This window comes from Bacillus pfraonensis (assembly GCF_050768835.1).
Classification (GTDB): domain Bacteria; phylum Bacillota; class Bacilli; order Bacillales; family Bacillaceae_G; genus Bacillus_A; species Bacillus_A pfraonensis.
Map to the genome: position 1 here is coordinate 1 of NZ_JAHCDO010000026.1, position 14,036 is coordinate 14,036.

The 14,036-nt window shown below is 34.0% G+C and carries 11 protein-coding genes and 1 pseudogene; 3 read left to right on the forward strand and 9 right to left on the reverse strand.

The window, feature by feature from the left end:
* Window positions 1-1,313 precede the first annotated feature (1,313 nt).
* Window positions 1,314-1,886: a DJ-1/PfpI family protein gene (locus KFD70_RS21755; RefSeq protein ID WP_431613340.1), complete on the forward strand. Its 573-nt coding sequence runs from the start codon at window positions 1,314-1,316 to the stop codon at window positions 1,884-1,886.
* A gap of 464 nt (window positions 1,887-2,350) precedes the next feature.
* A pseudogene (locus KFD70_RS21760) lies at window positions 2,351-2,815 on the forward strand (hypothetical protein).
* Window positions 2,816-3,453: 638 nt separating this feature from the next.
* On the opposite strand, the gene KFD70_RS21765 reads toward KFD70_RS21760, so the two are convergent.
* From KFD70_RS21765 to KFD70_RS21795, 7 genes are all read right to left on the reverse strand, one after another.
* Window positions 3,454-3,864 (reverse strand): VOC family protein, encoded by a 411-nt coding sequence (locus tag KFD70_RS21765; protein WP_336453906.1) that lies wholly within the window; start codon window positions 3,862-3,864, stop codon window positions 3,454-3,456.
* 156 nt (window positions 3,865-4,020) lie between these two features.
* The gene (locus KFD70_RS21770) at window positions 4,021-4,788 is read right to left on the reverse strand and encodes an ABC transporter ATP-binding protein (RefSeq protein WP_336453909.1); all 768 of its coding nucleotides are present in this window, start codon (window positions 4,786-4,788) and stop codon (window positions 4,021-4,023) included.
* Window positions 4,789-4,800: 12 nt separating this feature from the next.
* The gene (locus tag KFD70_RS21775; RefSeq protein ID WP_336453905.1) at window positions 4,801-7,140 is read right to left on the reverse strand and encodes an ABC transporter permease; all 2,340 of its coding nucleotides are present in this window, start codon (window positions 7,138-7,140) and stop codon (window positions 4,801-4,803) included.
* Window positions 7,137-8,399, reverse strand: a complete 1,263-nt coding sequence (locus KFD70_RS21780) for an MFS transporter (RefSeq protein WP_431613341.1) — start codon at window positions 8,397-8,399, stop codon at window positions 7,137-7,139. Before KFD70_RS21780 ends, KFD70_RS21775 begins: the two co-directional genes overlap by 4 nt.
* A gap of 66 nt (window positions 8,400-8,465) precedes the next feature.
* The gene (locus KFD70_RS21785) at window positions 8,466-9,101 is read right to left on the reverse strand and encodes a TetR/AcrR family transcriptional regulator (protein ID WP_336453903.1); all 636 of its coding nucleotides are present in this window, start codon (window positions 9,099-9,101) and stop codon (window positions 8,466-8,468) included.
* Window positions 9,102-9,363: 262 nt separating this feature from the next.
* On the reverse strand, window positions 9,364-10,674 hold the full coding sequence (locus tag KFD70_RS21790; protein WP_336453902.1) for a DEAD/DEAH box helicase: 1,311 nt from the start codon (window positions 10,672-10,674) through the stop codon (window positions 9,364-9,366).
* Between the two features lie 74 nt (window positions 10,675-10,748).
* Window positions 10,749-11,018 carry a hypothetical protein gene (locus KFD70_RS21795; RefSeq protein WP_336453901.1) on the reverse strand — a complete coding sequence of 90 codons (270 nt, stop codon included), beginning with the start codon at window positions 11,016-11,018 and terminating at the stop codon, window positions 10,749-10,751.
* A 182-nt stretch (window positions 11,019-11,200) separates the two neighbouring features.
* On the opposite strand from KFD70_RS21795, the gene KFD70_RS21800 reads away from it, so the two are divergent.
* Window positions 11,201-11,530, forward strand: a complete 330-nt coding sequence (locus KFD70_RS21800; protein ID WP_336453900.1) for a YkvA family protein — start codon at window positions 11,201-11,203, stop codon at window positions 11,528-11,530.
* Between the two features lie 46 nt (window positions 11,531-11,576).
* Here KFD70_RS21800 and KFD70_RS21805 read toward each other — a convergent pair whose 3' ends face one another.
* On the reverse strand, window positions 11,577-13,154 hold the full coding sequence (locus KFD70_RS21805; RefSeq protein WP_431613342.1) for an aminotransferase class V-fold PLP-dependent enzyme: 1,578 nt from the start codon (window positions 13,152-13,154) through the stop codon (window positions 11,577-11,579).
* Window positions 13,155-13,167: 13 nt separating this feature from the next.
* On the reverse strand, window positions 13,168-13,716 hold the full coding sequence (gene plsY / locus KFD70_RS21810; protein WP_336453898.1) for a glycerol-3-phosphate 1-O-acyltransferase PlsY: 549 nt from the start codon (window positions 13,714-13,716) through the stop codon (window positions 13,168-13,170).
* Window positions 13,717-14,036 lie beyond the last annotated feature (320 nt).

Below are 14,036 nucleotides of genomic sequence, written 5' to 3' on the forward strand. Positions count from 1 at the left end.
GTTGCGATAGGTAAGACTTTGAAGTTATCTCCATCTTTTCCCCCGCTTAGCACTGTACGTGCGACTTTCATCGCATACAGCGCCCCATCTTATCCTTTTATACTAAAGCAACTAGATTACAAACAATGTTGTACTCACCAACGTATTCATTCCCTTTTCTTACGAAAAGTCACATTATCTTACTCGACCCTGTGAGTTACATCCAGTTGATTTAGTTTTCAAAGAACAAGACTAGGGACTATCCCTCCACATTCGTTACATGCTTCGTCGGTACTGTATCCCCACCTTCACAAGAATGAAGCAATTTCGGTTCGTTAGAACCTTATATGCATCTGTCCGCTAGTAGGCGTTGGTGACAGTTTCTTGCTTACCACGTTCCGATTTGACTTAGCTGTACATATATCCTTAGGCGCTTACTGTAAGCCTGTTATCTTTACACCCTCATCGTTAGATGTTCCGAATTTCATATCCTTTAATCTTACTTTTCGGTAGATAACATCGTCATTGACGACATACACATTTCTTGTGTATTAATAATTTAGACCCGTACATTCGCAAGTTCGCCAGTCCGTTATTTAGGACATTCTCACCATAGATATTTTGTAGCATCCCGACCTATCCATTACCATATGATTTCTCACTTAGGTTTTGTTCAGTCGACTTCACCTAGCTTCATACAATTTGTAACTACTATCACGCCTTGCATGTAGGAGTATTAGATAAATAGTTTCAGCTCAACCTGACGGCTTTCATTCCTACTTTCAGTCAATCAGTTGTTGTTATCAAGTTTGATAACCCTCCCATTTCTTGTTTATACACTTATAGGGAAACGTGTCGCACAAAGGATTATTTTGTTCAAATTTCCGATAAATGTTAATATTCTTCATAAAGGAGGTCTATTGATGAAGAATATATAGACAAAGATTTTTATAGGTGTTCTCATAGGAATTCTCATAGGAACCGCTCTTTTAATAACTTGGTACTTTGTTAATATTTCTCTTTTTTGGAATCAACCTTAAATTAAACGCGTTTTAAAATATAACTATTAAAAATATATCCTTATGTTTGTTTAAGGAATATTCCGTCAATAATGTAGATACAATAATCTTTCTCCAACCCCCTTGGAGTCGTTAAGCAGTTAGCTTTTGCTAGCTGCTCTTTTGTTTAAAATGAAATTTTTGTGGTGTTTCTCTACAATCCAATACACTTTTTCCTATCTACTATAGTTAGTAAAAAACTTAAACCTCACTAAATATACTTGAAAGTGTTATAATTTGAATGTTTTCAACATTTCGATTACGGAGGGTTAGAGAATGAAAATTGCAATAGTCTGTTTCGATAACTTCACTGATATAGATGTTTTTTTACCATGGGATTTATTAAATCGTGTACGTCTAGTTGGTGGTATTTCTGATTGGGAGGTCCAACTATTAGGAACAGAAAAAACTCATGTATCCATGTCTGGTTTACGTATACCCATGACAGGAAGCATACCCGATATCCCTTCTGCTGACGCTGTAATATTTGCAAGTGGTAAGGGTGTACAAGATTTATATAAAAATCAAAAATATCTTAATAACATCCATGTAGATCCTCAAAGACAATTAATAGGCTCTATGTGTTCTGGTTCACTACTACTAGGAGCTAAAAAATTGTTAACTGGCAAAAAAGCAACTACATATCCATCCGTAGTAGAACAACTTGAAGAATTTGATGTAGACGTTATTGAACAAAGTTTCGTAAACGAAGGCAATATTTCGACTGCTGCAGGTTGCTTTGCTGCACAAGACCTCTCAGCTTGGATTATAAGAACCCTAATTAATGAAGAAATGGTTGATACTGTGCTAGAAACTGTTCAGCCAGTGGGCAAAGGTTTATATTTTTAATTTCAAATCAAGTTAGATATTTATTTCTGACTTGATTTTTTTATAAAATAGCGTTTTTGTATTAATTTCTTGCATATATAGAAAACACTTCTTCTAAATCAATTTCTTGCACACTTTCCACAAACATTCGTAGAGTGTATGGAGAGAGAAATGATTCTAAAGGCACCGAATCTCCTCTTGAAGGAGCGTGAACTGTTGCACGCTCTTTCTTACATAAACACTTTCTTATTCAAATAACTATTTTATTACGTTTCCTAACTTACAGTAATGTCCTTGAAAAAACATTCATATATATTTATTGGATGTACTTTGAAATCCCTAGAGTATCAAATACTTTTAAGAGTTGACTGACCAATACTATTCGGCTAATCTTTACAAACTTATTAAAAATAACATAGATACACAAAAAAGCTACGTTTTATATGGGATAAAAAATCAACTTACACAAAGGAGTTTGATTATTTGTGAATTACCAAAATGATAACAATTCTAAAATTCACAAACCTTGCTCTTGTCCATCCCCCACGGCTAATAGTTTAAATGTTGTTTAAACTATCCCAACAATAGTTTCTGTAAATTCTGCGATTCCACTAGATACCGTGGTAAATTCTAATGGTACGGCAATCTCATTCACACCACCAACAACTGTTTTACTTGAAGGTGGAAGAACCTATTTGGCAATCTATGAAGTGCAAGTTATTATTCAATCAGGAGGTAATTCTGCAGGTATCACTATGTATCTTAATAATAATGCAATCATTGGCTCAGGTACTTCTCTAGGATATACTGCAGGATTCACTTCTGTATCAGCACCCGCAATTTTTACTACACCTCCAGGTATAACAAGTACTCTTACTGTTAATGTAGGACCATATTCTAATCCATTAAATACATTAGGCTTAACTCTTGCTGTTGTAGCATTAACATAATAAAATCTAATACTCTCTAAAATAATTTTCTTTGTTCTTTAACTGAAGTTTTGGAGCTAGCCATTAGGAAATCAATATAACTACATATAGAAAAAGAACATTATTTGGATCGATAGTACTGGGTGACTCGGCTGGCACAATTGCTGAGTCACCTATTTTACTATAATAAAATAACGCTTTTGTTCAGTTTTTTGTTATTCATGGATCCCTAAGCTTTTTCGCTATCAATAATCTCCCACTTAACCACATCGGACTCTAATTCTGTAAAAATGGATTCTAAATCATCACTTTCAGCATCAAATTTTGCCATTTCCTCAATTGTCATGCCTTCCTCATAATGTTTTGGATCCGGAACGTATTCAATTACCATTGTTCGTATTAAACGGATTTTCTTAGCTATATTGTTCTCCTTTTCAAATAAAATTCAAATTTTATACTACTTCATATCCATTCGATTCTTACAATCTTCTTCACTAAATCTTTTTGTGCAACACTTATCAATCGAAAATGTAACGGGTCAAGAGATTAACCAAAATGACAAGTAGAACGTACAAATCGATTGATAAGCAACATCCTAAAAAAATAAAAAACGTATCTCTCATTATACTGAGGATACGTTTTTATTTACAAAAGAAGACCTACTCTGCAGAAAGAGATAACTGCCAAGAAACACCATATTTATCATTAACCCAACCGAATTTTTTGCTGAATGGATGAGCTGCTAGCGGCATTAGAACTTCTCCTTCTTCTGCTAACTTATGAAAAACTTCATCAATCTCCTCTTCTGTATCACAATTTACATATAGCGACATTGAAGGAGTAAATGTAAAGTCATGCTTCATATTACTATCGATACACATAAACTGTTGCCCATTTAATGTGAATGCAGCATGCCTGACAGTTCCTTCTTTGCCTGGTCCATTTACATCATAACGAGAAATAGCTATAATTTCTGACTGCTCAAATAAGGAAGTATATAAATTCATTGCTTCCTCGGCATTACCGTCAAACATTAAAAAAGTAGTAATTTTTTGTTTTGAATTCTTCAATTAGAAGTATCCTCCTTTTATATAGATACATATGAAATTGCTCGTTAGCGAAACGAACGTACATTCCCTTTCTTGTATTCTCTTTGAAAAGTATAGAATTGTCAACTAATTTAATTCCTTCTTTTTGTTCAAATACATACCTTCCCATTTTTATTGTTAAAACCCCATGTATCCAAGCCAGGTTAGCAACTTTTCTTCACGTATTTTGATGTCAGTTTTTTCTTTTTTATACTTGCCAAGATACTTTTCAGCAGCGATACTCCCATCCATCATAAAAAGTACTCGTTCCGTCTTAGCAGCCACCTTTGCATCATGGGTTACTAACATAATCGTAGTTCCAGAACGGTTGATGTCAGCTAAAATATCCATTATTTCATGAGTCGCCTTTGAATTTAAAGCACCCGTTGGCTCATCACCAAAAACAATATCTGGATTGTTGATTAGTGCACGGCAAATAGATACCCTTTGTAGCTGTCCCCCTGATACCTGTGTGATATCATGATTTGATAACTCTGATATTCCTGTCTTTCTCATCAATTCACTCGCCCGTTTATTTATCTTTTTTCGACTTTCATTTTTTGCTAGATAGGCAGATAAAATAACATTATCAAAAATATTTAGATTTTTAAGCAGGTTACTTTGCTGAAAAATAAAGCCCATTTTATGAAGACGCAGTTTTGATAATTCTTCTTCAGATAAACTAGAGATTTCTCTATTCTTAAATACCACACTTCCTGAAGTCATTTTATCCATACCGCTAATCGTATAAAGCAATGTTGATTTTCCAGAGCCAGATGGCCCCATAACAGATATAAATTCCCCCTCTTTGATTTCTAGATTAATATCTTTAAGCACATGTTGTTTATCTGTTTTTCCCAATGAATACACTTTATTTAAATGACTCACTTGTAAAATGCTTTTCATTCCATTCACCTCTCAGTCTCCCATTCTTTTTAAATCGCCTGTATTTTTCATTGTCATACTACTTATAAATGTTGTCATCGTTACAGCTATCACAAGCGATAATGGACAGAAAATATAAGAAATGACAGGATTAATAACAAACTGGATATTTGAGGCACCCATGAACGAACCAAATCCACTAACAAGTTTTTCTCCAAACGTACCCGCTATAAATGTTCCTAATACAATGCCAATTAGTGAAATCAAAATCGCTCTAGTAATATATTGCACCTGAATATTTCGGTAAGAAAATCCAAGACTCTTCATAATAATGATTTGTGAAGAATCTTTTGCAATCAGCATCTTAAAAAACATGGCTGCAATCAAGACGACGATAGCTATGGCTATTACAATCGCTAATCCTGTAACTAGTTTCAACTGATCGATGGTTCCTCCCAATGTCTGTGACAAATACTCTTCCATATCCGTCACTTTCGCAGGATAAAAGGCCTGTTTGTATTCTTCCATCTTAACTTTTTTATCAACGTTAGATTTCATATCCAAATTCAAAACATGCCATAAAATACGATCAGAATCGTACGGTACATGTGCCTTAGCTGTTTTACCACCATTCGTTACATCCTGATATATACCGCATACAGTTAATTCCATCTTCTTTCCATTTACAATGAGTATCAATACATCTCCAACATTCTTTTTTAGTTCATACGCATTCATCTGAGAAAGTGCGATTTCATTTTCATCTTGCGGTGTTGAACCTTTTAAATACTTCAAAGGAAATACCGTAAAATTGCCGGTTTCAACATTCATACTTTCGTAAACTCCAGCATGATTCATTACTTTAAACGAGCTGGTTACAAATGCAGCGTATTTTTCTACATCATTATCTCTTTCAATGTAGGAGATCACTTCGCTAAACCTTTGTCCTATTTGCTCAGATTGTTGTAAATCTATCCTCATATCACTCTTTCCTGCTCCCATATATGTGATAAATTTAGGAGATTGGACTGTCTGCAGAAAATTTATCGGAACAATAATGATAAAAGTGGAAATTATAAAAACCAAACATAATAAGCCATATATCTTAAACCTTTCAAATACGTCTTTCATACCAAGATATAAATTCACATAAGGGAATCGACTTTTGTATAGTGCAAACGTTCTTCTGTTGCGTACACGATTTGATGAATACCCTGCGTGTATAGCCTCTATGGAGGTCACATATCTAAACTTCCGTAAAATTAGCTTACAGAATATAACAACAGTTATAAACATCAATATCGTACTCATGAACGGTAAAACAAAATATAAAATATTTTGTTCAGTAGAACCCATATATAACGCGATATTAGTTAGAAATATCTCACTAGCAAATAATGAAAGGATATATCCAAAAATACTAGCAATTGCTGTCATAACAATATATTTTATCAAGTATAGCTTTTGAATATCCTTATTAGAAATACCAATTGCTTTCATGATACCAATTTCACGGTAATCTTCTTCCATTGTGGTAATCAAAGTAAATCTAATGCAAAGGATGGCTATAGTAATCAGCAAAAAGCTTATAAAAATAATAACAACAGCTAAGATGCCGTCACTCAAAGCGTTTAATGTCTTATAGAGGGAATAAGTGATTGCGGTTCCTTGTTGGGGTAATTGAGATGATTGATACATATTTTGAAATTCATTAACTCTATCTAAATCCTTTAATTGAAACTCTATAAGATACTCCCTTTCTCCGAGGTTACTCTTTAATTTCTTCCAATCAGCATCATGAATGACAAATCGTTTTGAGCTAACAATAGAAGGATTCATCTGAACATCTCGGACAAATGCAGCTATCTTAAATTCCATTTCAAAATCACCGTCTGCTATCCAAATCTTATCTCCAATCTTTAAATTATTGTGTTGCATATAGTAGATTGGCACACCTACTTCACCTTGCTCAACTTCAATCACTCGATTTTCTAAGTTTAGTAAATAATCAAAAGAAGGATTTTGCTTTACAAAACTAATATCCATCACACTATCATTTTCAGCATATTGTCTATCATGAAGAAAAATATTAGAACCATTAATACGAATCATTTCAACTGTTTGCTGCTTTTTAACAAGGTTATTGTTCAAAACAAAATGATCAATAGATCTTTGATCCAATTCTCCAGTATGCAATTGTACAAAGTGAGGTGCATGAGAGTTTGTAAAGAGCTTATCCATTGAACTAAATAAATTTATGATAATCGTAGCAGCACTGGAAATTAATAGAGCTGATAACATCATAAAAGCAAATAAGGTTATAGTTATAACTTTATTTCGTAAAAAATCTCTTTTGAGCATTCTTCCAATCATATCACACCACTCTCTCCTTCATTTTTTAATATTCTCTTTGCTACGATTGCTATTACTATCATTATGAGACTTACAAATAATATAGGTACGTAAACTTTTATACTAAAGGTTTCAAACATGAATCCATATATAACCTGCCCTATAGGTGCCATACATTGCGCAACTGCTGTAATAATTGCCAGGACTTTCCCTAAATTTTCGTTTGACGTTTTCTTTTGCACAACTGTAATGACAAAGATAGAAATAATCGTCATTACCATTACTATCAGGATCGCAAATAAAATAAAAAGAATAAAAGACGAATAGTTTCCAAGTCTTAGCATAATAGGCATAACGGAGACAGCCATCGGTACAATGAGTAAAGCAATCATAAGTAGCCACTGATATATTGTGTTCATTTTCATCTTTTTCGCAAAGAAGCCAATAGACAAAGCTCCTAAAATTGTAGCAAAATCTATCAGTCCCATCCCAATGCCATACAGTGTATCACTACTCTGCATCGTTACCCGTAAAATAATGGGGCCTCCAACAACAAAAAGTGGTGTAAGAATTAAGTTAAGCACTGCTGCAAGGATCATAGATTTCAAAATATAAGGTGCTCTGACAACATAAGTAAACCCGTCTTTCATATCTTTTATAATTGTCGGTACAATATGACCATACTGCTTCCTTTTTACAAATGGAATTTGGATAAACATCTCTAATATAGCTGACAAGAAAAAGGCAATACAGCTTATTATGACAAGGATTTTTAAACCTATAACACTATACAATACCCCGCCCAAAACAGGAGCTGCTACACTCGACAATGCTTGCACCCCATTCACAATACCATTGGCTTGTTCCAATTTCTTTTCCGCAACGAGCAGCGGAATGCTCGCCATAACAACGGGAGAATACATCGAACTAATAAACGCTAGCAAAATCATAACAACACCAATAAGTATTACAGAAACGTTTCCAATCGATAACGCACAAATAAAACACAATATAACGGCACTACTTATCAAATCATAGATTACCATCAAATTACGCCTGTTAAATCTATCAGCAATAGCCCCGCCAAGAGGTGACAACAAAAGAGGTATGCTCGATATGGCATATAAGGTAGCAAAAACATCTGCACGTTCCGTTATATCCAGCACATAGAGCGATAAAGCAAAACGTAAAAGAGTAGCGCCTAATATTGATACAATTTGCCCGATTACCATAAGGGTAAAATCTTTAGGGAAAGATTTTATACTCGCATTGTTTTTCATCGTATACACACCTTTCAGCAGAACATTAGACCGACAGTCGGTCTAATAAATTTCAAAAAAATTATGCTAAGACTGTCTGTTCAGAATGTCTAGCATATAATTAAAAGTTTCTTTTCGAGCACCAAGAGTCGTTTCCATCATATTGATAAAAGCCTTTGCTCTTTGTATTACTTCATGAGGCTGCCATTGAAACAATCCTTCATCAAATATAACTTGTGCAGAAGCAATTAAAAATTCTATTGTTTCCCTTGGGTACGCAGTCACAAAAATCTTCTCATCAATCCCTTGCTCAATTACCTCTGTTAAAACAGGTGTTAAATGCAAAATAGCTTGCACTAAACTTTTTTGATGCATTTCTGCATTATTTGGCTTGTGGAATTGCTCAATCATTTTTTCTTTATTCCCACCAGCTTTTGGTGCTTGCACCATTAAAATTTGAAACAATTTATCAACTACTGGAATCTTGGGATTTGAAGCAATCTTTCTTGCTGCCGCTACATCCGCAGTTACAATCCTCATGATAATAGCGTCCATCACTTCCTCCTTTGACTTGAAGTAATGATAAAATGTTCCTTTTGCAATACCAATTTCTCGTAAAATATCATTTACAGTTGTTTTCATATACCCTTTAGAAGTAAACAAAATCTCGGCTGTATCTAATATTTCATTTCTTCGTTCCTCATATTCTTTGACGGTCCTCATAAAGAACTCCTTTCCCCTAGACCGACTGTCGGTCTAATATAAATATATGTGTATCCTGTAAAAAAGTTTCATGCAAGTTTAATTTAATCCTGTTCCTTTCGCAAGCTATTACCTATTCTATACAACACCCCAATTAAATTATCCTTCCACTTTATTAATCGAAAAAAGACTTTTTGCATCTATACACCTTCTAAACACAAAATAAAAAAGTCGTTTCCTTCTTTAAAAGAAAACGACTTTTATACTTAACACTTACTCTATATTAACGACCTCGTCTTTGTTGCCCTTGCTTTGTACTATTTTTCTTTTTACTTGGTTTATGCAATGATTGTTGCTTTGTATTCTTCGATCTCCCTTGGTTATCTTTTGATCGATATTGGCCTGTTTTCATTGTTTTTTTCATTGGCTTCTTTTGTTTTTTTTCATTCGCTTCATTTTTTTGTTTAACAGGTTGTTCGATCACTTGTCTTTGTAGTGTTGTACCAATGCCCTTTTCAATCTCTTTTAAATACATTTCATCTTTTGGTGCAACAAATGTAATCGCAAGACCTGATCCACCAGCACGTCCAGTTCGTCCAATTCGATGAATATAACTCTCTACATCTTCTGGAATGTCATAGTTAAATACATGCGTTACACCTTCTACATCCAATCCACGAGCTGCTACATCTGTTGCGATTAAATATTGAATTTTTGCATCACGGAAGCTCTTCATCACTCGTTCGCGTTTTCCTTGAGATAAATCACCATGTAGTTCATCACAATTATAGCCGTACCCTTTCAAATCATCATATAACTTACTTGCTCTCCGCTTTGTACGGCAAAAAATAACTGCTAAAAACGGTTGATCACGATCCATTACATAGCGCAGTGCATCTTGCTTTGCACGGTCTGTCGTTTCAATCACACGTTGCTTAATGTTATTCACCGTTACTTCTTCACTTTGAATTCGAATCATTTCAGGTTCTTTCATATAACGCTTTGCGAGCTTTTTAATATCTTTTGGCATCGTCGCTGAAAACAACATCGTTTGTTTACTCTCCGGTGTTTCTTCTAAGATGTCCTCTATATCGTATAAAAAGCCGAAATGAAGCATTTGATCTGCTTCATCTAACACAAGCATAGAAACATTGGATAATACAATCGTCTCACGGCGTAAATGGTCTAATAAACGTCCTGGTGTTGCTACAACAATATGTGTATTTCCTTTTAACTTTCTCATTTGCTGTGCAACATCTTGACCACCATATATCGCAAGAACATTGATATCTTCTTTATGAACAAGCATCTTTTCAATTTCAGTTGTAATTTGCAGTGCTAATTCTCTAGTCGGCGCAACAATTAAAGCTTGTACCTCACTTGATTCAGGATCAATTTTTTCTAAAATTGGCAAGACGAATGCAAGTGTCTTACCTGTACCAGTTTTTGCTTGTCCAATTATATCTTTTCCAGCCATAACAACAGGAATTGCTTGCTCTTGAATTGGCGTTGCTTCAGCAATCCCATTTTCACGTAGTGTATGATTAAACGTTTCACTAATTCCTAATTCTAAAAAGTTTTTCAAACAGATCACTTCTTTTCCTTATTTTTCACATTAAGCTCTCATTGTACCATTTGTTTCACTAAATATGAAAAATAAGATAATTCTTATCTCCTTTTTTCGTACTCGCTATGAATCAACTGGATTAGTTCTTCCTGTTTCTCTTTTGATGTTGTTAGCAATTTCATATTAGCAGGCGCCAAAATAAGCTTCTTGATTTTTCGATTATTCCAAATGAGCCCTGTATACCTAGTATCTTCATATACATCTCGAAACCATTCTTGTTCACTTAGCCTCGCAATATAATGTTTTAACTTCGCGTCAGTCCTCGGATAAAACAAGATAATATCTGCTATTACATCAAACAAAAGCCACATGTTTTCTCCTCCTATCTTTTTTTTATTCTTATGAAAATGAACATTAAGAAAAAACGATAAAAAGGGTTATTTTGTCGATTATTTGTCTATCCTTTTAAAAAATCTATATTTTCACGTGTTTTTACATAATGTTAACTATACATTTACAATATGAACGAAAAAATCAAATAAGGAGTGATTGTATGGAGAAGCAGAAACTATGGAAAAAACTAAAAAAAGGTGCAACCAAGTTAGGTAAGTCCGGTGTGTATGAGAGCATTATTTTATATTACACCTTAAAAAAGACCGGATTGCCTGCTAAAGCCAAGATAATTATATTAGCTGCGCTGTCCTATTATGTATGGTCAATCGATTTCATCCCAGATTTAGCAGCTATTATTGGAATCGGCTTGTTAGATGACGTTATTGCAATTGCTTGGGCACATAAATATATCATGGTACATACAAATGCAGAAATTCGAAAAAAGGGAAAAGTGAAAATGGAATCCTTATTTGGGACGGCACATGCATAGTGCAAAAAATAAGAAAGACGGTTTTCATAACCGTCTTCTCTGTTAACTATACATGAAGTTGTTCTACATACATTCGTAAGCAATCAAGCATCCTTTTCATTTCACGTTCTTTATACTGATTTAAGCAAGCAATTTGAATCCAGTTATTTTGTTGTAAATAGGATGATTTATAATGAATAATAAATCCTTGTAAGGCTAATGAATCGCCTATTTCCTTAGAAGAAAGTTCTTTATCTAATGCAATTGTAAGAATGATAGATGACGCATGCTCTTTTGGAGATACAAGTTGTAATCCCATATTGGTAACAGCTTCTTCAAGAAAAGCATATGTTTGATATATATTCTTATACTCGGCTTCATCTTCAAATTTCTTTAGCGCTTCTTGTAATGCATATATTAAATTCCAAGATTGTGAATACGGTACACTCCCGTTTTCCGCGTACATCCCGATGTCCATGTAGGTAGGTAACGTTTCATTTGCATTCACAATATGATTGTAAAATACAAAAGATAATCCCGTGTATGCTCCAATCGCTTTTCCGCTAACTCCGCTGGCAAAATACACATCTTCTAGAGAGAATTGGATTGCTCCAATAGAACTAATACAATCTACACATAATTTAATGCCGTACCTTTTACTAATTCCAATTAACGCTTCTAAATCATTTAACATGCCGGTGGACGTTTCATGATGAACAAACCATATCCATTCATACTCTTGATGTTTCACTAACTCCTCTATTTCATTGTATATAAATGGTTTTCCCATTTCTCGTTCATATGTATCAAATGATAAGTTTACTCGATTTGCCTGCTTGATTAAACGATTCCCGAACTCACCATTTGTTAAAATTAATCCATGCCCCTTTAATAACTTCAGCTGTAAAACAATGGAATCATTTGCTAATGTACCTGTCCCAAGCATGATTTGCACATGCTTGGCTTTTGTCATTTGCAATAGTCGTTTTTTCACATTTTCCATCGCAGCTTTAAATTGATTGGAACGATGCGAAATTGGATTAGAAGCAAATGCTTGCTGGACATTTTCACTAATATCGACAGGTCCTGGTAAAAATGTATATTCTTTTTTTACTACATTTATAATACTAGATTGTTCAAACATTTTTGGGGTGATATACATCGGCTGGAATGCTGCTTGCTCTGTCCCAACTAATGTATAAAAAGGACGAAAACCTATTTGTTCATAAAGTGCAAGTTCACGTGTTGTTGCTGAAATGAGCGCTAAATCATACCCATTTAGAAGCAAATAGCGATGTAAAAATCGAATCAATCCGAGTAAAGCTCTTCCGCTTCGATATTCTTGCTCTACAGCTAATAAACGGATTTCATATACACGATCACCACGTTCTGGTAACCACTTATCTAAATGAAGTATTTTATTATCTAAGGAGAATGGCCGTGTCCCCCTTACCGCAACCATTCCTACTAATCTTCGACCATCTAAACATATTAAATACGTATTTTCTTCATGAAACAAATCTATACGTTTGCGCTCTTCTGTTTGTTCATGCTGCGGAATTTCTTCTACAAATGTTTTATAATTTAATTTATGAATACTTTCAAACTCCCAAGTTTGATTAGCAATTTTATACATTAACCCCATGTTTTACTCTCCTTTATTTTCTATGTGCGTACAAAATCAATAGAATCATGCAAACACTTAATACAATTGCTACCATAGAATAGGAGTATGCAATCATACAAAGTGGTAAGCAAGCGATTGTAATTAAACCAGCCTTTGTGAAACTCTTAAAAATGAAATAAAACAAAATAAATACAAACATCAGAGTAAGCACTATTAAATAGTTGAACACAAGCAGTCCGCCAATAAATGTCGAAATTCCCTTTCCACCTTTATATTTAAAGGAAATTGGATATATATGACCTACAATAACTGCTAGTAACGAGAGTAATGGAAATATAGACTCCCCAAATAAGATTCTCGCTATATAAACAACAATTGCCCCTTTTAGCGCATCTCCCAAAAATGTAGCAATAAAATATTCTTTTCCATATAAACGCCCCATATTCCGTGCACCAGGGTTCCCACTACCAGCTTCTCGAATATCTATCCTATATTTCCATTTTATAATCATATATGCTGTTAATACATTTCCAACCATATAAGCACCTATTACATACAGAAACTGGTTGATATGAATCATATAATCATTCGCTTTCTATTTACTATTTTCAATACAATCTTCAAGCATAAGTGGCATAGAAGTAAGCGATACAATAAAATATGAAACTTGCTACCGTTGTAATCCCTATCAATTTCCATGCAATAAGACGTACAGATTTAATATATTGTAAAATATATCCTATTGACCAAGCTATAAACAAACTTACAAGTATTATAACTTGCGGTTTATGCAATGGAACCTTATCGGTTCCTATACTGGCTATAATATTTATACATACGACAAGCAAGAAAATCGGAAATAACATTCTAAATAAAAAAATCCATATTTTAATCCCGAAA

Excerpts from the sequence above, each read along its gene's own strand:
- KFD70_RS21755 (WP_431613340.1), top strand. The coding sequence starts at position 1,314 with ATGAAAATTGCAATAGTCTGTTTCGATAACTTCACTGATATAGATGTT.
- KFD70_RS21770 (WP_336453909.1), bottom strand. The coding sequence starts at position 4,788 with ATGAAAAGCATTTTACAAGTGAGTCATTTAAATAAAGTGTATTCATTG.
- KFD70_RS21775 (WP_336453905.1), bottom strand. The coding sequence starts at position 7,140 with ATGATTGGAAGAATGCTCAAAAGAGATTTTTTACGAAATAAAGTTATA.
- KFD70_RS21780 (WP_431613341.1), bottom strand. The coding sequence starts at position 8,399 with ATGAAAAACAATGCGAGTATAAAATCTTTCCCTAAAGATTTTACCCTT.
- KFD70_RS21785 (WP_336453903.1), bottom strand. The coding sequence starts at position 9,101 with ATGAGGACCGTCAAAGAATATGAGGAACGAAGAAATGAAATATTAGAT.
- KFD70_RS21795 (WP_336453901.1), bottom strand. The coding sequence starts at position 11,018 with ATGTGGCTTTTGTTTGATGTAATAGCAGATATTATCTTGTTTTATCCG.
- KFD70_RS21800 (WP_336453900.1), top strand. The coding sequence starts at position 11,201 with ATGGAGAAGCAGAAACTATGGAAAAAACTAAAAAAAGGTGCAACCAAG.
- KFD70_RS21805 (WP_431613342.1), bottom strand. The coding sequence starts at position 13,154 with ATGGGGTTAATGTATAAAATTGCTAATCAAACTTGGGAGTTTGAAAGT.
- plsY (WP_336453898.1), bottom strand. The coding sequence starts at position 13,716 with ATGATTCATATCAACCAGTTTCTGTATGTAATAGGTGCTTATATGGTT.